At 69.2% G+C, this 17,065-nt stretch carries 18 protein-coding genes; 13 read left to right on the forward strand and 5 right to left on the reverse strand.

Going from position 1 to position 17,065, the window contains the following annotated elements; all coding sequences use genetic code 11:
* The first annotated feature begins 151 nt into the window (after window positions 1-151).
* The 7 genes from glnA (at window position 152) to ARC78_RS06385 (ending at window position 7,722) form a co-directional block, all read left to right on the forward strand.
* Window positions 152-1,561 (forward strand): type I glutamate--ammonia ligase, encoded by a 1,410-nt coding sequence (glnA, locus tag ARC78_RS06355; RefSeq protein ID WP_054659580.1) that lies wholly within the window; start codon window positions 152-154, stop codon window positions 1,559-1,561.
* Window positions 1,562-1,936: 375 nt separating this feature from the next.
* On the forward strand, window positions 1,937-2,275 hold the full coding sequence (locus tag ARC78_RS06360) for a P-II family nitrogen regulator (RefSeq protein WP_054659584.1): 339 nt from the start codon (window positions 1,937-1,939) through the stop codon (window positions 2,273-2,275).
* A 93-nt stretch (window positions 2,276-2,368) separates the two neighbouring features.
* On the forward strand, window positions 2,369-3,796 hold the full coding sequence (locus ARC78_RS06365; protein ID WP_057505944.1) for an ammonium transporter: 1,428 nt from the start codon (window positions 2,369-2,371) through the stop codon (window positions 3,794-3,796).
* Window positions 3,797-3,965: 169 nt separating this feature from the next.
* A complete protein-coding gene (locus ARC78_RS06370; protein WP_057505945.1) occupies window positions 3,966-5,030 on the forward strand; it encodes a two-component system sensor histidine kinase NtrB in 1,065 nt (354 codons plus the stop codon).
* Complete coding sequence (gene ntrC / locus ARC78_RS06375) at window positions 5,023-6,462, forward strand: nitrogen regulation protein NR(I) (protein WP_057505946.1); 1,440 nt, start codon at window positions 5,023-5,025, stop codon at window positions 6,460-6,462. Before ARC78_RS06370 ends, ntrC begins: the two co-directional genes overlap by 8 nt.
* 38 nt (window positions 6,463-6,500) lie before the next feature.
* A complete protein-coding gene (locus ARC78_RS06380; RefSeq protein ID WP_057505947.1) occupies window positions 6,501-7,070 on the forward strand; it encodes a superoxide dismutase family protein in 570 nt (189 codons plus the stop codon).
* A gap of 49 nt (window positions 7,071-7,119) precedes the next feature.
* The gene (locus ARC78_RS06385; RefSeq protein WP_057505948.1) at window positions 7,120-7,722 is read left to right on the forward strand and encodes a superoxide dismutase family protein; all 603 of its coding nucleotides are present in this window, start codon (window positions 7,120-7,122) and stop codon (window positions 7,720-7,722) included.
* A gap of 70 nt (window positions 7,723-7,792) precedes the next feature.
* Here ARC78_RS06385 and ARC78_RS06390 read toward each other — a convergent pair whose 3' ends face one another.
* Window positions 7,793-8,680 carry a hypothetical protein gene (locus ARC78_RS06390; protein WP_054660334.1) on the reverse strand — a complete coding sequence of 296 codons (888 nt, stop codon included), beginning with the start codon at window positions 8,678-8,680 and terminating at the stop codon, window positions 7,793-7,795.
* Between the two features lie 90 nt (window positions 8,681-8,770).
* On the opposite strand from ARC78_RS06390, the gene ARC78_RS06395 reads away from it, so the two are divergent.
* The 3 genes from ARC78_RS06395 to ARC78_RS06405 all read left to right on the forward strand — a co-directional run bounded on the left by ARC78_RS06395 (window position 8,771) and on the right by ARC78_RS06405 (window position 11,855).
* Complete coding sequence (locus ARC78_RS06395) at window positions 8,771-10,066, forward strand: acetyl-CoA C-acetyltransferase (RefSeq protein ID WP_096144916.1); 1,296 nt, start codon at window positions 8,771-8,773, stop codon at window positions 10,064-10,066.
* Between the two features lie 408 nt (window positions 10,067-10,474).
* A complete protein-coding gene (locus ARC78_RS16755; protein WP_057505950.1) occupies window positions 10,475-11,377 on the forward strand; it encodes a hypothetical protein in 903 nt (300 codons plus the stop codon).
* Between the two features lie 268 nt (window positions 11,378-11,645).
* Window positions 11,646-11,855 carry a hypothetical protein gene (locus ARC78_RS06405; RefSeq protein ID WP_054661041.1) on the forward strand — a complete coding sequence of 70 codons (210 nt, stop codon included), beginning with the start codon at window positions 11,646-11,648 and terminating at the stop codon, window positions 11,853-11,855.
* 66 nt (window positions 11,856-11,921) lie between these two features.
* Here ARC78_RS06405 and ARC78_RS06410 read toward each other — a convergent pair whose 3' ends face one another.
* The 4 genes from ARC78_RS06410 to ARC78_RS06425 all read right to left on the reverse strand — a co-directional run bounded on the left by ARC78_RS06410 (window position 11,922) and on the right by ARC78_RS06425 (window position 15,538).
* Window positions 11,922-12,359 carry a hypothetical protein gene (locus tag ARC78_RS06410; protein WP_057505951.1) on the reverse strand — a complete coding sequence of 146 codons (438 nt, stop codon included), beginning with the start codon at window positions 12,357-12,359 and terminating at the stop codon, window positions 11,922-11,924.
* 39 nt (window positions 12,360-12,398) lie between these two features.
* Window positions 12,399-13,661 (reverse strand): heme biosynthesis protein HemY, encoded by a 1,263-nt coding sequence (locus ARC78_RS06415; RefSeq protein WP_057505952.1) that lies wholly within the window; start codon window positions 13,659-13,661, stop codon window positions 12,399-12,401.
* Window positions 13,658-14,638, reverse strand: coding sequence for a uroporphyrinogen-III C-methyltransferase (locus ARC78_RS06420; RefSeq protein WP_057505953.1), 981 nt, complete (start codon window positions 14,636-14,638; stop codon window positions 13,658-13,660). Before ARC78_RS06420 ends, ARC78_RS06415 begins: the two co-directional genes overlap by 4 nt.
* Before the next feature lie 111 nt (window positions 14,639-14,749).
* Window positions 14,750-15,538, reverse strand: coding sequence for a uroporphyrinogen-III synthase (locus ARC78_RS06425; protein WP_425480554.1), 789 nt, complete (start codon window positions 15,536-15,538; stop codon window positions 14,750-14,752).
* 43 nt (window positions 15,539-15,581) lie between these two features.
* On the opposite strand from ARC78_RS06425, the gene ARC78_RS06430 reads away from it, so the two are divergent.
* From ARC78_RS06430 to ARC78_RS06440, 3 genes are all read left to right on the forward strand, one after another.
* Window positions 15,582-16,040 (forward strand): YiiD C-terminal domain-containing protein, encoded by a 459-nt coding sequence (locus ARC78_RS06430; RefSeq protein WP_054660449.1) that lies wholly within the window; start codon window positions 15,582-15,584, stop codon window positions 16,038-16,040.
* 25 nt (window positions 16,041-16,065) lie between these two features.
* Entirely contained in the window at window positions 16,066-16,494 is a 429-nt protein-coding gene (locus ARC78_RS06435) for a hypothetical protein (protein WP_054660451.1), read from the forward strand.
* Between the two features lie 67 nt (window positions 16,495-16,561).
* On the forward strand, window positions 16,562-16,999 hold the full coding sequence (locus tag ARC78_RS06440; RefSeq protein WP_057505955.1) for a rhodanese-like domain-containing protein: 438 nt from the start codon (window positions 16,562-16,564) through the stop codon (window positions 16,997-16,999).
* The last annotated feature ends 66 nt before the right edge of the window (window positions 17,000-17,065 follow it).

Genomic DNA, 17,065 nt, shown 5'->3' on the forward strand with positions numbered 1-17,065 from the left:
GGTGCTTCAGCTGCGGTTTGCACTATTTTGGTGCAAGTGCCTCGCGCGGGAAGGCGGCTGTATCCAATAAAAACAAACGCTTGCGATGGTTTGAAAGTTGGCATGCAAGCTGCTTAGGTACCCGTACATCATCCATCCGAGGTTGCACCCGATGTCCCTGGAAAACGTTGAGAAGCTGATCAAGGACAACCAGATCGAGTTCATCGACCTGCGTTTTGTCGACATGCGTGGCATCGAGCAGCACCTGACCTTCCCGGTGTCGATCATCGAGCCGTCGCTGTTCGAGGAAGGCAAGATGTTCGATGGCAGCTCGATCGCCGGCTGGAAGGGCATCGCCGAATCGGACATGGTGCTGCTGCCGGACGCTGACAGCGCCTACGTGGACCCGTTCTACGCCGATCCGACTCTGGTGCTGATCTGCGACGTGCTCGATCCGGCCACCATGCAGGGCTACGGCCGCTGCCCGCGCGGCATCGCCAAGCGCGCCGAGGTCTACCTGAAGTCCTCGGGCATCGCCGATCTGGCCTTCTTCGGTCCGGAACCGGAATTCTTCATCTTCGACTCGGTCCAGTTCGCCAACGACATGGGCCACACCTTCTTCAAGATCAACTCCGAGGAAGGCGCCTGGAACACCGGCAAGAGCTATGACGGCACCAACACCGGCTACCGCCCGAGCGTGAAAGGCGGCTACTTCCCGGTGCCGCCGACCGATTCGCTGCACGATATCCGCGCCGAGATGTGCAAGGTGCTGGAAAAGGTCGGCATCGAAGTGGAAGTGCACCACCACGAAGTGGCCAATGCCGGCCAGTGCGAGATCGGCGCCAAGTTCAACACCCTGGTGACCAAGGCCGATGAACTGCAGCGCATGAAGCACGTCATCAAGAACGTGGCGCACCGCAACGGCAAGACCGTCACCTTCATGCCCAAGCCGCTGGTCGGCGACAACGGCAGCGGCATGCACGTGCACCAGTCGCTGGCCAAGGGCGGCACCAACCTGTTCTCCGGGGACGGTTATGGCGGCCTGAGCCAGATGGCGCTGTGGTACATCGGCGGCATCTTCAAGCACGCTCGCGCCATCAACGCCTTCACCAACGCCGGTACCAACAGCTACAAGCGGCTGGTGCCGGGCTTCGAGGCACCGGTGATGCTGGCCTATTCGGCCCGCAACCGTTCGGCGTCGTGCCGCATTCCGTGGGTGTCCAATCCGAAGGCGCGCCGCATCGAGATGCGCTTCCCCGATCCGATCCAGTCCGGCTACCTGACCTTCACCGCGCTGATGATGGCCGGCCTGGACGGCATCCGGAACCAGATCGACCCGGGCGCACCGAGCGACAAGGATCTGTACGACCTGCCGCCGGAAGAAGAGAAGCTGATCCCGCAGGTCTGCTCCTCGCTGGACCAGGCGCTGGAAGCGCTGGACAAGGACCGCGAGTTCCTCAAGGCCGGTGGCGTGATGAGCGACGACTTCATCGATGCCTACATCGCGTTGAAGATGAAGGAAGTCACCGCGTTCCGCGCGGCGACCCACCCGCTGGAATACCAGCTGTACTACGCCAGCTGAGGACCGTCTGAAGTAACGGCGGCCCACGCAGGGCGTTGGCCGCCGGCATCACCGGATACCGTTTGCCGCTGTTGTCAGGTGGCGATGGCGAAGACCTTCCCCCTCCCATCTTCGCCATCGCCGCCGCCTTTGTTGCCCGGGGAGCGCAGGGGCGCTGCAACCGCCGTCAACGCATCCGCAGGCGCAACGCACGCCGCGCGCGACATGGGTGAGGACTCTGCCCGTGGGCACGTGGTGGTCGGCGGGCAACGCCGGTCGTCACCGCCGAGGTCTCGCAGCGTTCGGCGCAACAGGCAGTGGCCCTACCGCGGCAGCTGCAAGACACGATCCCGGCCCGCAGCCGCAGGCCGGTCTCCTCCACATCGGGACATGCGCATGAAACTGATCTCCGCGATCATCCGGCCGTTCAAGCTCGACGACGTGCGTGAGGCCCTGGGCGCCGCTGGCGTTTCCGGCATCACCGTCACCGAGGTCAAGGGGTTTGGCCGGCAGAAGGGCCACACCGAGCTGTACCGTGGTGCCGAGTACGTCGTCGATTTCCTGCCCAAGATCCGCATCGAAACCGCCGTCACCGACGACAACGTCGAGGCGGTGATCGAAGCCCTGCAGGGGGCGGCCGGTACCGGCAAGATCGGTGACGGCAAGATCTTCGTTACCGCGCTTGAGCAGGTGGTGCGGATCCGCACCGGCGAAACAGGCGCCGACGCGCTGTAAGAAGAACCCGCTCCCGACCTGTCCTCCGGCGGCAGCGACCGCCAGGTGACAAGAGGTCGCTGGCAGGTTCCACCCCCACAACCGGAGTCGACAATGCGAACGGAATTTTTCACCGGGTTGAACGCCCGGCTCGGAGGCCTGTGCCTGTCTTTCCTGCTCAGCGCGGCGATGCTGGGCATGTTTTCCAGCAGCGCCTGGGCACAGCCAGCACAATCCCAGCCGCTGGCGGCAGCGGAAGTGCACGCCCAGGCGGTGGATGCCGCCGCAGCCCCGGCAGCCGCGGTGGCAGATGCAGTGCCCGGCTTCGACAAGGGCGATGTGGCGTGGATGCTCACCGCCACCTTGCTGGTACTGATGATGGTGGTGCCCGGCCTGGCGCTGTTCTACGGCGGCCTGGTGCGCGCCAAGAACGTGCTGTCGGTGCTCAGCCAGGTGCTGGTGGTGTTCTCGCTGGTGCTGCTGCTGTGGGTGGCCTATGGCTACAGCGCGGTGTTCAGCGCCGGCAACGCGTTTTTCGGTTCGTTCACCCAGTTCGCCTTTCTCAAGGGCTTCACCCCGGACTCGGTGGGCAACACGCCGATCGCCGGCCTGCCGGACTTCCTGTTCGTGGCCTTCCAGTCGACCTTCGCCGGCATCACCACCGCGCTGATCGTCGGTGCCTTCGCCGAGCGCATCAGGTTCCGCGCGGTGCTGCTGTTCTCGGCGTTGTGGTTCACCTTCAGCTACATCCCGATGGCGCACATCGTCTGGGGCGGCGGTTATCTCGGTGAGATGGGCGCGATCGATTTTGCCGGTGGCACCGTGGTGCACATCAACGCCGGTGTCGCCGGCCTGGTGGCGGCGTGGTTCGTCGGCAAGCGCATCGGCTATGGCCAGACCGCGCTGAAGCCGCACAACCTGCCGCTGACCTGGATCGGCGCGATGCTGCTGTGGGTGGGCTGGTTCGGCTTCAACGCCGGCTCGGCGGCCGCCGCCGATACCGTGGCGGCGCTGGCCTTCATCAATACGGTGCTGGCGACGGCTGCCGCGGTGTTGGGCTGGACGCTGGTGGAAGCCGTCACCAAGGGCCATCCCTCGGCACTGGGGGCGGCCTCGGGCGCGGTGGCCGGCCTGGTCGGGGTAACCCCGGCCTGCGGCAGCGTGGGTCCAATGGGTGCCATCGTGATTGGTTTTGTCACCGGCATCATCTGCGTCTGGGGTGTTACCGGGTTGAAGCGGCTGCTGAAGGCCGATGACACCGCCGACGTGTTCGGCGTGCACGGCGTGGGCGGCATCGTCGGCGCCCTCCTCACCGGTGTGTTCAGCGCGCAGTCGCTGGGCGGCACCAAGGCCGATCTGGATATCGCCCACCAGGTGTGGGTGCAGGTGGTCAGCGTCGGCTTCACCGTGCTGTGGTCGGCCGTGGTCACCGCGGTGATCCTGCTGGTGGTGCGCGCGCTGGTCGGCCTGCGGGTCAGCGAGGATGCCGAACGCACCGGGTTGGACGTCACCACTCATGGCGAATCGGCCTACGAGGTCTGAGGTGCAGCATAGCCCCTCTCCCTGTCGGGGGAGGGGGTACAGGCGCCCGCACCGACGCGACCTGCGCGGTCGCATCGGTGCGGCCCGGCGGATGCCGAAGGCGCCCGGGGCCGCGCTTTGCCGGTGGTGCACAAGCCGTGCCGCGGTCGCTTTGCACTATATTGGTGCAATGACCGCAGCCGAGTTCACCCCGTCGCCGGAACTGATGGCCACGCCGCTGGTGTGGAGTGGCGCGGACGGCCGCATCCAGGGGGCCAATCCGGCGTTCTGCCGCTGGCTCGGGGTCAGCGTCCGGCGCCTGCTCGGCCAGCCGCTGGTCTCGCTGGAAACCCAGGGTGAGGCGCTGGCGGTGCGGCTGACCACCGCCGGCAGCGAGACCACCCGGCTGCCCAGGCTGGCGCTGGCGCTGCCTGGCGAGGCGCCGCGCTTTGCCGATGGCTGGCTGAGCGTGATCGACGCGGGGGGCTGGCTGCTGGAGGCGCATCCGGTGGACGAGTTCCAGGGGGCCGATCCGGCGCAGCTGCTGCCGGGCGCGTTCAGCGCCGCGCTCAAGGGGTTGGCGCACGAACTGCGCAATCCGCTGGCCGGCCTGAAAGGGGCGGCGCAATTGCTGGCCCGGCGCGCGCATGGGCGCGATGCCGAGGAAAGCGAGCTGATCGACCTGATCGGCACGGAGATCGAGCGCCTGAACACCCTGCTCGAACAGCTGCTCTCGCCGGCACCGCAGCGCCCGCATGCGCCGCTGAACATCCACGCCGCGCTGGAGCGGGTACTGCGCCTGGCCGAGAACGAGGCCGGCTGGTCGGTGCGGCTGCTGCGCGACTACGATCCCAGCATTCCCGAATTCCCCGGCGATGCCGACCGGCTGACCCAGGCGCTGCTCAACCTGGTGCGCAATGCGATGCAGTCCGGCGCCACCACGGTCACCGTGCGTACCCGGGTCGAGCACGGCCTGCGCATCGCCGAGCAGCCCCACCCGTTGGCGCTGCGCCTGGAAGTGGCCGATGACGGCCGTGGCGTGCCCGAGGAGCTAACCGAACACCTGTTCCTGCCGCTGGTCAGTGGCCGTGCCGAGGGCACCGGGCTGGGCCTGGCGCTGGCCCAGCAGGTGGCGCGCGAACACCGTGGCACGCTGAGCTACCGCTCGCGTCCCGGCCGCACCGTGTTCACCGTGCTGCTGCCCCTGCCGCTTGCCGAACAAGCCCCGGCGGAGATGGAGATGAGCGATGTCTGATCCAACCGCGCAGGGCGCCACCATCTGGGTGGTCGACGACGACCGCTCGGTGCGCTTCGTCCTGACCACCGCCCTGCGCGACGCCGGCTACGGCGTGGAAGGGTTCGACAGTGCCGCGGCCGCGCTGGCGGCGCTGGCGCTGCGGCCGGTGCCCGACCTGCTGTTCACCGATGTGCGCATGCCCGGCGATGACGGCCTGGTACTGCTGGAAAAGCTCAAGGCCGCGCACCCGCAGCTGCCGGTGATCGTGATGTCGGCCTACACCGATGTGGCCAGCACCGCGGGCGCGTTCCGCGGGGGGGCCCATGAATTCCTGTCCAAGCCGTTCGATCTGGATGACGCGGTCGAGCTGGCGCGGCGCGCCTTGCCGGAGCGCGACGCGCTGCCGGTCCCCGTCGTACCGCTCGCCCGGGAGGAGGGGCCGCCGCAGCTGATCGGCGACAGCCCGGCGATGCGCGCACTGTTCCGCAGTATCGGCCGGCTGGCGCAGGCGCCGCTGTCGGTGCTGATCAATGGCGAGACCGGCACCGGCAAGGAGCTGGTGGCCAACGCGCTGCACCGCGAATCGCCACGAGCCAAGGGTCCCTTCGTCGCGCTCAACACCGCCGCCATTCCCGCCGAGCTGCTGGAAAGCGAATTGTTCGGCCACGAGGCCGGAGCCTTCACCGGTGCGACCAAGCGCCATATCGGCCGCTTCGAACAGGCCAACGGTGGCACCTTGTTCCTGGATGAAATCGGCGACATGCCGCTGCCGTTGCAGACCCGCCTGCTGCGGGTGCTGGCCGAAGGCGAGTTCTTCCGCGTCGGTGGCCGCGAGCTGATCCGCGTGGATGTGCGGGTGGTGGCCGCCACCCACCAGGATCTGGAGGCCCTGGTCGAGCAGGGCCGGTTCCGCGCCGATCTGTTGCACCGGCTGGACATGGTGCGGCTGTGGCTGCCGCCGTTGCGCGAGCGCGTCGATGATGTGCCGCAACTGGCCGAGACCTTCCTGGCCAATGCCGCGCGCCGCCTGGAAATGCCGGTCAAGCGCCTGTCGGCGCCGGCGATCACGGCGCTGCGCGGCTACGCCTGGCCAGGCAACGTGCGCGAGCTGGAGAACGTGTGCTGGCGCCTGGCCGCGCTGGCCGCGGCCGATACCGTATCGGCCGAGGATGTGCAGGCGGCGCTGGCCCGTGGCGGTCGCGGACCGCGCCATCCTGCGGTGGCCGTGCCCGAGCACTGGGATCGCGCCCTGGCGGTGTGGGCGCAGCAGCGGCTGGCCGAAGGCGCCAGCGGCCTGCACGCCGAGGCGCGCGCGCGGCTGGACGCGGTGCTGCTGGAGGTGGCGTTGACGTTCACCGACGGGCATCGCGGCGATGCCGCCACCCGGCTGGGACTGGGCCGTAACACCATCACCCGCAAACTGGGACCGGGCCGCTTCGGCGAGAGTTGAGCGCCGGCGGCCGGATCCGTTACTGACAGGAGTTATCGATGCGTCTGATTCTTCCCTTGCTGGCGACGGCCACTGCGCTCGCGCTCGGCGCCTGCGGTTCCAGCGCCCCGGTCAAACCGGCCGCGCCGGCGCCGGTGGCGGCGGTCAGTACCGCGCAGCTGGCCGAGGCCAATCTGGCGCCGGCCTCGGCCAGCCTGGTCAGCGGGCGGCTGGTACTGGTGCCTGAAGCCGGCGGCGTGCATATCACCGGCACCATTGGCAGCCTGCCGCGCAGCCAGCCGGCCGCCTTCCACGTGCATGAAAAAGGCGATTGCAGCGCGGTGGATGCCAGCAGCGCCGGGCCCCATTTCAATCCGCTGTCGCAGCCGCACGGCCGCGCCGGTGCCGGTGCGCACCACGCCGGCGATATGGACAACCTGCAGGCCAATGCCGAGGGCGTGGCGCAGGTGGATGTGCACCTGCGCGGGGTCACCCTCGGCGGCGGTGCGGCCAATGACATCGCCGGTCGCGCGCTCATCGTGCACGCCGGCGCCGACGATTACCGCAGCCAGCCGGCCGGCAATGCCGGTGCGCGGGTGGCCTGCGCGGTGATCCGTGTGGTGCGTTGAGCGCCCTGTATCCGTCTTTTTTTACCCAGCCCAGCAAGGGAGTAGCACCATGCGTCTGATCCACAGCACTTTGTTTCTGGCCAGTGCCCTGGCGCTGAGCGCCTGCAAGCCTGCCGCCGAACCCGCGGCGGCCCCGGCCGATACCGCCGCCACACCGGCGGCCGCCGATCCGGCCGCGCCGCCGGCGATGGGCAGCCCGCTCGCCATTGCCGAGCTGCAGCCGACCCAGGGCAGCTCGGTCAAAGGCACCATCCACTTCCTGCTGGTGGACGGCAAGCTGCGCGCCAGCGGCGACATCAGCGGCTTGAAGCCCGACAGCCAGCATGGCTTCCATATCCACGAGAAGGGTGATTGCAGTGCGCCGGACGGTAGCAGCGCCGGTGGCCACTTCAATCCCGGCAGCAGCGAGCATGGCAGTGTTGATGCGGTCGCCCATCACGGCGGCGACATGCCCAACATCAGCGCCGATGCGCAGGGCAATGCCCACATCGACGGCCCGGTGGCGAGCAACGTCAATGCCGGCAAGGGCGATGCGTTCGACATCATCGGCCGTGGTCTGATCGTCCACGCCGATGCGGACGACTACCAGACCCAGCCCACCGGCAACGCCGGCGCCCGGCTGGCCTGTGCGGTGATCACCGCCGCGCGGTAAGCGGCTCTGCAATGGAATGGAAAACGCCGGCAGTGGCCGGCGTTTTTCCCTGCGGCAGCGCGCTGGTGACTCAGTGCGCCAGCAGCGCCCTGGCATCCTGGCCGGCATGCACATGCACGTACAGCACGTCGACGCCATGGGCTTCGAGCACCGCGGCCATCTGCCGCTGGCGCATCAGGTACTGCTCGTAGATCCGCTGCAGGCGCTCGCCATCGCGGTTGTCGTGCGCGTAGTGCGCGCACCAGCCGGCCGGATCGAACAGCGCCATGCGCACCTCGCCGCCGACATAGCGCAGCAGCGGCTCGGGTCCGGTTTCCAGCCAATGCTCTTCGCCCGGCGCGAACATCGCCGTTTCCAGCAGCGGCCACAGATCGCCCAGCCCCTGGTTGTCGTACTGCATGGCCATCATCGCGGCCAGATCGTTCACCGTGAAATAGCGGGCGTGCTCGACCTGCGCGCCAAAGGCGTTCTGTGCCAGCAGCGCGGTGTCGGGCTGGGCCATGCCGTTGGCCAGCAGCAGCTCTTCCAAGGCCTGGCGACAGTCGTGCAGCACAGCGGTATCGGTGCCGGTCAGCACAAACGGCAGCACCCGCAGTCCACCGCCGGTCAATGCCGGATCGGCCTGCAGTGGCAGCGGCACCTCGCCTTTGGCATCGGCGCCGAAGGCCAGCAGACGCGGGCCCTGATGACGGCCGGGCGCGCGCATCTGCAGTTCTTCCAAGCGACGGTGGATCGGCCAGCCCGGGCGCAGCACTTCGGCCGGATCGAAATGCGCGGCGGCAAATACCAGATCCAGTTCACTTGCCTGTGGCACCAGCTTGGCCAGATCGCGGCCGATCAATGCGGCCAGTTCGCCGGCTTGAGCCGAGCCCAACGCGGCCTGTGTGGGTTGTTGGCCGCCGGCCAGTTCCAGCGCTACGACGCCCAGCGCATTCATGTCAGGGTTGGAATTGCTCATGGTTTGCGGTTGGCCCGTCACTGGCTCGAAGCTACACTCAACTCCATTATGCCTGCTATCACGTGCAGGCCACGTCGCACACACTTTCCCATGTCAGGTATCCGCATGCCCAGCGCCCGTCCCGTCGCCATTCTCGGTGGTGTCCGCATTCCGTTTTGCCGCCAGAACACCGCCTATTCGGACGTTGGCAACCTTGGCATGTCGGTCCGTACGCTCGGTGCGCTGGTGGAGCGCTTCGGCCTGCACGGGCAGCAGCTGGGTGAAGTGGCGATGGGCGCGGTGATCAAGCATCCCAGTGACTGGAATCTGGGCCGTGAAGCGGCGCTGTCCTCCGGGCTGTCGCCGCTGACGCCGGGCATCACCCTGCAGCGCGCCTGCGGCACCTCGCTGGATACGATCATCACCGTGGCCAACAAGATCGCACTGGGCCAGATCGACTCGGGCATCGGCGGCGGTTCGGATACCACCTCGGATGTGCCGATCGTCTATGGCAAGAAGCTGCGCGCGCGGCTGCTGGCGGCCAATCGCGCCAAGAGCACCGGCGACAAGTTCCGCGCGCTGACGGCGGGCTTCAAGTTCTCCGAGCTCAAGCCCGAGTTCCCCGGCGTGGCCGAGCCGCGTACCGGCAAGAGCATGGGCGAGCACTGCGAGGACATGGCCAAGGAGTGGAACATCTCGCGCGATTCGCAGGACGAATGGGCGGTGGCCTCGCACAGGAAGCTGGCCGCCGCCTATGAGCGCGGTTTCTTCAACGACCTGATCGCGCCGTTCCGCGGCGTGGAGCGTGACAACATCCTGCGTTCGGACACCTCGCTGGAAAAGCTGGCGACGTTGAAGCCGGCCTTCGACAAGACCTCCGGCCGCGGCACCCTGACCGCCGCCAACTCCACGCCGCTCACCGATGGCGCCTCGGCGGTGCTGCTGGCCAGCGAGGATTGGGCGCGCGCGCACGGCCACGAGCCGCTGGCGTACCTGCGTGACTCGCAGGTGGCGGCGGTGGATTTCGTCCATGGCGAGGGCCTGCTGATGGCACCGACCATCGCCGTGCCGGAAATGCTCAAGCGCAACGGCCTGACCCTGCAGGATTTCGATCTCTACGAGATCCACGAGGCCTTCGCCGCCCAGGTGCTGTGCACGCTGCGGGCGTGGGAGAGCGAGGACTACTGCCGCAACCGGCTGGGCCTGGACGCGGCGCTGGGCAAGATCGATCCGGACAAGATCAACCCGCTGGGTTCCTCGCTGGCCACCGGCCATCCGTTCGCCGCCACCGGCGCGCGGGTGATCGCCACGGCCGCCAAGCAGCTGGCCGAACGCGGCGGTGGCCGCGCGCTGGTGTCGATCTGCACCGCCGGCGGCATGGGCGTGGTGGCGATCGTCGAGCGCTGATCTGCCGGAGCGTGTCCACACGGAGGTGGGCGGGCACCTGATCGCACGGGAAACCGCCGCGCCGCTGCTGCGCCGGCGACATGGCCGATACCCCTCCACTCCCTGACCGCTGTCTGGACGGGTCGATGGTGGCGGTTGCTGCGCATCGATCCGTGGGCCGTTGCCGGCGGTGCGCTCCGGACCGATCCCATTCCAGGCGCCGCGGCGTGGCACGGCCCTGGTGCCGACTTCCATGTCGTGTCCTGCGGCGGCGACCGGAGCGGGCACCGCTGGAACTGTGCCGGGGATTTTGGCGCGCGGCCGCTGACGGGCGCTGGCAGCGGAGCCCGCCGCACCGGTCCTGGACCCTGCCGCGATCCCCTGGCTGACTGCTATCGTCGCCGCTTCAGCGGACACGGGGGACGGGGTATGAAGCGCATCACGATCGGTCTGGGCGTGCTGTTGGCGATGCTGGCGGCGCCGGCGGCGGCAATGACCTTCATGACGGTGGATTACGTCTGCCCGGTGGGGGGCGAGCGCTTCAGCGCCAGCACCATGGGCTCGGGCACGGCGTTCGGCCATTTCCTGGATGGGCGCGCCTATGGCGCCATCCAGTCGCCGTGGCCGCTGGTGGAGTGCCCGGGCAACGGCTTTTTGCTGTTCCGCGAGGCGTACAGCCAGGCCGAGCGGAAGGCGCTGGGCGCCTATGTGCAAAGCGACGACTACCAGCGCCTGCGTGGCACGGAGACCAGCTACTGGCGGCTGGCGCAGCTGCTGCAGGTGATCGATGCGCCGGCCGCCGAGCAGGCCGGCGCGTTGCAGCGGGCCAGCTGGCAGGCCTCGCCGGCGCAGTACCCGCGCTACGTGGCGGCCGCCGCGGCCGCGTTCGCCCGGCAATGCCCGGATGACAGGGCCGTGCGCGATGGCCAGTGGCTGTATTGCCAGATGCTGCTGGGCGAATGGGAGCGGCGGCTGTCACGGTTCGAACCGGCGCGGGCGCGGTTCATACGCCTGCAGCCGCAAGTGGCCCCACTGGTGGCAGGCCAGGACCGCGAGCGGGTGGCCAGGCAGTTCGCCGCCGAGATCGCCCAGCAGCTGCAGCTCATCGAAGCGGGCGACAGCCGGGCGACGATGGCGGTGGATGCCGATGCGCCGGCAGCTGCCACGGCCGGCGCGCAACCCGGTTTCCCGGACGACGCGGCATCGGCGGCCGATACCGCCGCATCTCCGGCCGGAACGACGGCGGACACCGCTGCAATGGCGGCCGACGCGGCCGCCGAAGCGGCGCGTGATGCCGCGGCCGATGCTGCCGCCGGCGAAGGGGATCGCTGAGCGCTCACGCCGGGCGTGCCTGCGCCCTGATCAATCCGCCTCGGGGCGACGAGGGCGTCCTGCAATGGATGCGTTTCTGCATGAGATGTGACGCGCCCGCGGCCGAATACCGCAAGCGCGGCGTCTGCTGGCATTCGCCATGGGGGTACCTGGTTGATCCTGGTGCAGAGGTTGGTCCATCCCATGGGTGCGCTGGTCGTGCGCAAGCGACCCGCCCCAGGTCGGGCTGTGCGCTGCGCACCAGGGCCAGCGCCGGCGGTACATCCTGATGGCGTGGCTGTCGCTGCACGGCGGTTTCGTGCTGGAGAGCGGCCCGCCGGTGCTGCTGGATATCCTCGCCTCGTTGGTGAGGCGGTTCTGGGGCCTGATCGGAATACGCATCCTCAAGCCCCGGCGGATCACCCCGGAACGGGCGGTCTACCGCGGTGTCTCGCCCTGTTTTGCGGGTGCGGCCGCCATCCTGTCCGTACCGGCATGAATGAGCGTTGCGGCCGCTGCACGGTAGAGGTTTGCGGGTACGTGTCGCGTGCCCGGGAGCGTTGCCTCAGTGCCGATCGGCCGGGGAGGCGTGATCGAGCAGGAACTGGCGGATATCGCGGCGCAGCGGCAGGTCATCGGTGCGGCCGGCGAAGCCGTCGGCCTGCCGCGCGTAATCGCGGGCGGCCTCGGGTTCGTCCAGATTGACGTGGCGTTCGGCCAGCGCCAGGCAGATCGATGCGGCGTACCCGCACGCGTCGGCGGCGGTGGCCAGCGGCAGGGCGCGCAGGTACAGGGCGATGGCCAGGCGGTCATCGCCGGTGAAGTCGGCCAGGGTTTCCCACAGGAACGGATGGTCGCGGCCCTCGGCAGCCACGGCATGGCCGTAGTCGGCCAGTGCGCGGTACGCGGCTTGCGCGGCCTCGGCATCGCCGGACTGACCGGCGTGGAGGATGGTGTCGGTCAGTTCCACGACGCGGGCGTGGATATCCGGAGGTATGTTCATTGGGACTGCTGGCAGAGACGGGGGGCGGATTCTACGGACTCAGCCCGGCAGCCGCGGGAAGCCGTGTTCATCGCGCTCCTCGGCCACCGCCTGGTCCTGGATCTGCTGGCGCAGGTCACGGCGATTGAGGGGCAGCGGGATCTCGCCCCGCCGCTGGCGCAACGCGTTGAGCAGGCAGTGCCGGGCCAGCGCGTCGTCGCCCTGTTCGGCGAAGCCTTCGCCCAGCGCTTCCCACGCCTGCGGACCGGCACCCTGGGCGATGGCCCGGTGCAGGAACTCCTCGGCCTGCGGCCACTGCGCCTGTGCGCGGGCAAAGCGGGCCAGCGCCAGCAGCAGGGCCGGGCTGGAGGGGTGGGTCTGCAGCCAGCGCTGCGCGTTGGCGCGCCGCGCGTCGAACCGGTCCACCGGCAGCTCGGCATAGAGCGTGACCAGCGCTTCATCCCACTGGCTGTCCAGGGTCTGCTCGACCACCCGCATGGCCACCTCCTCCCAGTCCAGCGCGACCGCGCGGCGGGCGTAATGGGCCACCGCCTGCGGCGAGACGCGCACAGTCTTGGGCAGCGCGTCCCAGCGGGCGGCCAGCGCGTTGACGTCGGCCGCTTCATCGAGCATCTGCAATGCCAGCGCGGTTTCCAGCGCGGCCAATGATTCGGCCGGCATCACCTGGGTCTGGCGCAGCGCGCCCAGCTGGCCGAATGCCTCCTCGGCGCGGCCGGCGCGGGCCAGCGCCTCGGTGCGCAACCACAGCCCGCGTGGCGGCAGCGGCTGGATCGCGGGCAGGTCCAGGGCGTTGATCGCCTCCAGCGGCTTGTCCTGCTGCAGCCAGCGCTCGGCACTGTGCAGGGCATGCAGAGTCGGTTCGGCAGTCGCCAGCTGCTGCAGGTGTTGGCCGGCACTGGCGCTGTCGGCGCGCGCCTCGGCCGCCCGCATCGCCGCGACCAGCGCGATCGGGCGTACCTGCTGCTCGGTGGCGGCGCTTTGCAGCAGTTTTTCCGCGCGCTGCCAGTGGCCGGCGTCCAGCGCGTGCAGGCCATCGAGCAACCGTGCCCGGCCTTGCCGGCGTCGGTAACGGCCCCAGGCACGGAACGGCGCGCTGAGCAGCGTGCCCAACAGCCACAGCAGCAGCAGCGCGATCAGCCCGGCCAGTGCGGCCTGTGGCAGCGTGGCGATGTAGTCGTTGCCGCCGGCGCGGACGATGACCTCGCCCAGGTCGCGCTGCGATTCCTGCCCCAGCCACTGCGCGCCCAGAATGCCCAGGGCCGCGACCAGCAGGACGACCAGCAGTGAACGGAACGCTTTCATGGTGTCTCCTTGGGGGCGTGCTGGCTGCGCAGTTGCTGCAGGGTGCTGCCCAGTTCGGGCAGGGCCGGGCGCAGATCCAGCGCACGCAGGGCCTGCAGCCGCGTGCGCAGGGCCTGACGTTGCGGCGAGTCTGGCCACAGCCGTTGCAGCCAGGTGTCCATCCGCCCCAGCGCCGCCGCCCAGGCCGGTGTGTCGCCACGTTCGAGCGCGGCCCGGGCCAGGCTCAGTTCGATCTGCAGGGAATCGTTGGCGCTGACCCGCTCGGAGCGGGCGATCAGCACCTGGCTGTCGGCCGGGCGGATCTGCACCAGCGGCGAGAGCAGCTGCTGCCACCACGGCCGGGTGGCGCCGGTGGCCTGCGGCAGTTGTTCGGGCAGGGTTTCCAGGGCATTGGCCCATTGCGTCAGCTGTTCGGCCGCCTGCGCACGCACGCCCGGGCCCAGTGCATCGAGCGCGTTGCGCTCCTGGATCAGCGCCTGGCGCAGGTTGAGGTAGTCCGGACTGTCGATGCTTTCCAGCACCCCGGCTGCCAGGCCATACAGGCGTCGCGCCCCGTCCAGATCGCCGGCATAGATCAGCCGTTGCTGGGCCTGGCTGAGCAGCAGCTCGGCCTCCTCGCGGCGCACGGCCTGCACCCCCTGGCGCGAACGGTCGGCCAGACGGGCGAGGTTTTCCTCCAGCAGTGCGTTGCGCTGGCCAAGGCCCAGCACTTCGTCGCGCAACACCCGGTTGGTCGCGGCCGCGTCCTGGATGCTGCGGGCATTGGCGCGCTGGTCGCGACGCAGGGCGTCCACGCTCTGCGCCAGCGCGCTGAGCTGGAGGGCGGCCGCTGCCCGGCTCTGGTCGGTCTGCGCCAGACGGGCCTGCCAGCTGCGATAGCCGAGCCAGACCGCAGCGGCCACGGCCAGCAGGGCGACCACGGCCAGCAGCCCGCGCACGGCACGGCGGGGCGGGGAAGAGGTGGAAACGTCATTCATGGGGGCACAGCATCCTTGGCAGGCATGCCATCGCCACAGGCGTCACGGCGACGGTGATGCGCGGCAAGCATGGCCTGCGACGTGGCCGCGCTGCAAGCCGGCGGCATACAGCTAGGGTGCCGGATCCTGCGGATGCAGCACGGCGTAGGCGGCGCTGGCCAGTTGTGCCGGCATGGGCCCGGCGGCCACGTGGACCTGTCCGAAGCCGAGCGATCTGGCCAGTTCCGCCAGCCGCGCGCTGGCACTGACCACCGGCGCGGCGCGCCAGCGCTCGATCAGCGGTTCCGGCAGCTGGGTGAGCAGGTGTTCCAGCGCCTCGCCGCTGCTCAGCGCCAGCACGGTAATACCCTGCAGCGCCTGCAGGCGGGCCACGGTGGCCGCGCTGACCGGCAGTGGCACCCGGTCGTAGACGTCCGCCCGCAGCAGTTGCGCGCCCATGGCCTGGACCTGGGCGGCAATCATCCCGCGCCCGCCCGGGGCCGTGACCAGCGCCACCCGCTTGCCCTGCAGGTGGCGCATGGCCGGCAATGCCAGCAGGCCCTCGCTGTCCATGCGCGAGGGCGCCTGAACCCCGGCGACCCCGCGCCGGCGCAGTTCGCGCGCGGTGCCTTCGCCCACGGTCACTGCGTGCCCGGGCGGTATCTGCGCCAGCGGCAGCAGCCGCGCGGCGGCATCCACCGCGGCCGGGCTGGTGAATACGATCCGGTCGCAGGCCAGCGCCTGCGCCAGCTGCGCGCGGGTGGCCGCATCGTTGCGCAGGCGCAGCCGCCACGGCGACAGCGCCACGGTACGCGCGCCAATGCGGGCGGCGGCACGGCGCAGCGCATCATGTTGTCCCTGCGGCCGCAGCGAGATCAGGTGCCAGGGCGTGTCGGTTGGCACATAGGCGGGAGCGTTCATTGCATGCATTATGCGGGCGCTTTCCGATTGCCGATGTTCATTCATGCCCGAATTGCCCCCCTGTTCCCCGTTGCTGTCCCAGCTGCAGTCCACGCTCGATGCGATGCCGCCGGTGGCGGCGATGGGTATCCGTATCGCCGGCTATGAGAACGGCGTACTGCGCATGCAGGCGCCGCTGGCGGCCAACGTCAACGACAAGGGCAACGCCTTTGGCGGCAGCCTGGCGTCGGTGATGACGCTGGGCGGCTGGGCGCTGGTCAGCCTGCGCCTGGCCCTGGCCGGGCACGATGCCGAAGTCTATGTGGCCGACAGCAGCATCCGCTACAAAGCGCCGGTGTACGGGGCGCTGCAGGCCAGTGCCTGCGCCGCGCCGGACCAGGACTGGGAGGCGTTTCTGGCGCTGCTGGCCAAGCGCGGGCGGGCGCGGATGACCGTGCACGCGCAGATCGAAGGTGGCGCGGCCGAGCTGGAAGGGCGTTTCGTCGCGCTGCGCAAAGGCTAGGATGGGCCACTACCAAGGGGGTCCCATGTATCGACGTCTCACTCAGTCCGCATTGATGGTGCTGCTGCTGGTGGCCGGGGTGGCCTCGGCGGCGGGTCCCGGCCGTGCCCAGCGCGCCAAACTCGTGCCGACCCAGGACGCCTATGTGGCCGCGCTGCGCTGGAGCGATTTTGAAACCGCCGAAGGCTTCATCGATCCGGAATACCTCCGTGCCCATCCGCTCACCGAGATGCAGCGCGAGCGCTACAGGCAGCTGCAGGTGTCCAGCTACCGCGAGCGCGGCAGCAGCGCCACGGCCGATGGCAGCATCGAGCGCCGCATCGAAATGGGCGTGATCAACCGCAACACCCAGGCCGAACGCACCCTCACCCTGACCGAGCGCTGGCGCTGGGATCCGCAGGCCAAGCGCTGGTGGCAGGCGGCCGGGCTGCCGGACCTGTGGCAGGGCCAGTAAGCCGTCGGGCGCCGGGTTGCCGGCATATGCGACAATCCCTGCCCGCTTAAAACGACCTGTGACCTGAGTGAACTACGAAGAGTTGCTGGCCTTCGCCGGCCGAAATCCGATGCTGTCGCTGGCCCTGGTCGGCCTGACCGTGGCCATCATCGCCACCGAGATCGCGCGCCTGTTTCGCGGTTACAAATCGCTCAAGCCGGCCGAGCTGACCCACATGATCAACGCCGGCAATGCCGTGGTGATCGATCTGTCGGCCAGTGCCGAGTTCGAGAAGGGCCATATCGTCGGCAGCCGCAACCTGCAGCCGGCGCAGCTGACCCCCTCGCACAAGCTGCTGGCCAACGCCAAGCAGTCGCCGGTGGTGCTGCTGTGCCGGACCGGCAATGCCTCGGCCACTGCCGCCAAGGCGCTGAAAAAGGCCGGTTTCGAGCAGGTCTATGTGCTCGAGGGTGGTCTTCCGGCCTGGCAGGCGGCCGATCTGCCGCTGGTCAAAGGCCGCGGCTGAGCCGTCAATTTTCGTTCAGGCCTTGTATAGGCGGGCGGCAGCCCCCATCGCTGGTCTGGTACCAAT

Source organism: Stenotrophomonas pictorum JCM 9942, assembly GCF_001431585.1.
Taxonomy (GTDB): domain Bacteria; phylum Pseudomonadota; class Gammaproteobacteria; order Xanthomonadales; family Xanthomonadaceae; genus Stenotrophomonas; species Stenotrophomonas pictorum.

What these genes read in the sequence shown, in the direction of transcription:
- ARC78_RS06395 (WP_096144916.1), top strand. Translation starts at nt 8,771, where the DNA reads ATGTCAGGTATCCGCATGCCCAGCGCCCGTCCCGTCGCCATTCTCGGT.
- ARC78_RS06365 (WP_057505944.1), top strand. Translation starts at nt 2,369, where the DNA reads ATGCGAACGGAATTTTTCACCGGGTTGAACGCCCGGCTCGGAGGCCTG.
- ARC78_RS06360 (WP_054659584.1), top strand. Translation starts at nt 1,937, where the DNA reads ATGAAACTGATCTCCGCGATCATCCGGCCGTTCAAGCTCGACGACGTG.
- ARC78_RS06410 (WP_057505951.1), bottom strand. Translation starts at nt 12,359, where the DNA reads ATGAACATACCTCCGGATATCCACGCCCGCGTCGTGGAACTGACCGAC.
- ARC78_RS06430 (WP_054660449.1), top strand. Translation starts at nt 15,582, where the DNA reads ATGCCCGAATTGCCCCCCTGTTCCCCGTTGCTGTCCCAGCTGCAGTCC.
- ARC78_RS06425 (WP_425480554.1), bottom strand. Translation starts at nt 15,538, where the DNA reads ATGAACGCTCCCGCCTATGTGCCAACCGACACGCCCTGGCACCTGATC.
- ntrC (WP_057505946.1), top strand. Translation starts at nt 5,023, where the DNA reads ATGTCTGATCCAACCGCGCAGGGCGCCACCATCTGGGTGGTCGACGAC.
- glnA (WP_054659580.1), top strand. Translation starts at nt 152, where the DNA reads ATGTCCCTGGAAAACGTTGAGAAGCTGATCAAGGACAACCAGATCGAG.
- ARC78_RS06420 (WP_057505953.1), bottom strand. Translation starts at nt 14,638, where the DNA reads ATGAATGACGTTTCCACCTCTTCCCCGCCCCGCCGTGCCGTGCGCGGG.
- ARC78_RS06415 (WP_057505952.1), bottom strand. Translation starts at nt 13,661, where the DNA reads ATGAAAGCGTTCCGTTCACTGCTGGTCGTCCTGCTGGTCGCGGCCCTG.
- ARC78_RS06390 (WP_054660334.1), bottom strand. Translation starts at nt 8,680, where the DNA reads ATGAGCAATTCCAACCCTGACATGAATGCGCTGGGCGTCGTAGCGCTG.
- ARC78_RS06435 (WP_054660451.1), top strand. Translation starts at nt 16,066, where the DNA reads ATGTATCGACGTCTCACTCAGTCCGCATTGATGGTGCTGCTGCTGGTG.
- ARC78_RS06385 (WP_057505948.1), top strand. Translation starts at nt 7,120, where the DNA reads ATGCGTCTGATCCACAGCACTTTGTTTCTGGCCAGTGCCCTGGCGCTG.
- ARC78_RS06380 (WP_057505947.1), top strand. Translation starts at nt 6,501, where the DNA reads ATGCGTCTGATTCTTCCCTTGCTGGCGACGGCCACTGCGCTCGCGCTC.
- ARC78_RS06370 (WP_057505945.1), top strand. Translation starts at nt 3,966, where the DNA reads ATGACCGCAGCCGAGTTCACCCCGTCGCCGGAACTGATGGCCACGCCG.
- ARC78_RS06405 (WP_054661041.1), top strand. Translation starts at nt 11,646, where the DNA reads ATGGCGTGGCTGTCGCTGCACGGCGGTTTCGTGCTGGAGAGCGGCCCG.
- ARC78_RS16755 (WP_057505950.1), top strand. Translation starts at nt 10,475, where the DNA reads ATGAAGCGCATCACGATCGGTCTGGGCGTGCTGTTGGCGATGCTGGCG.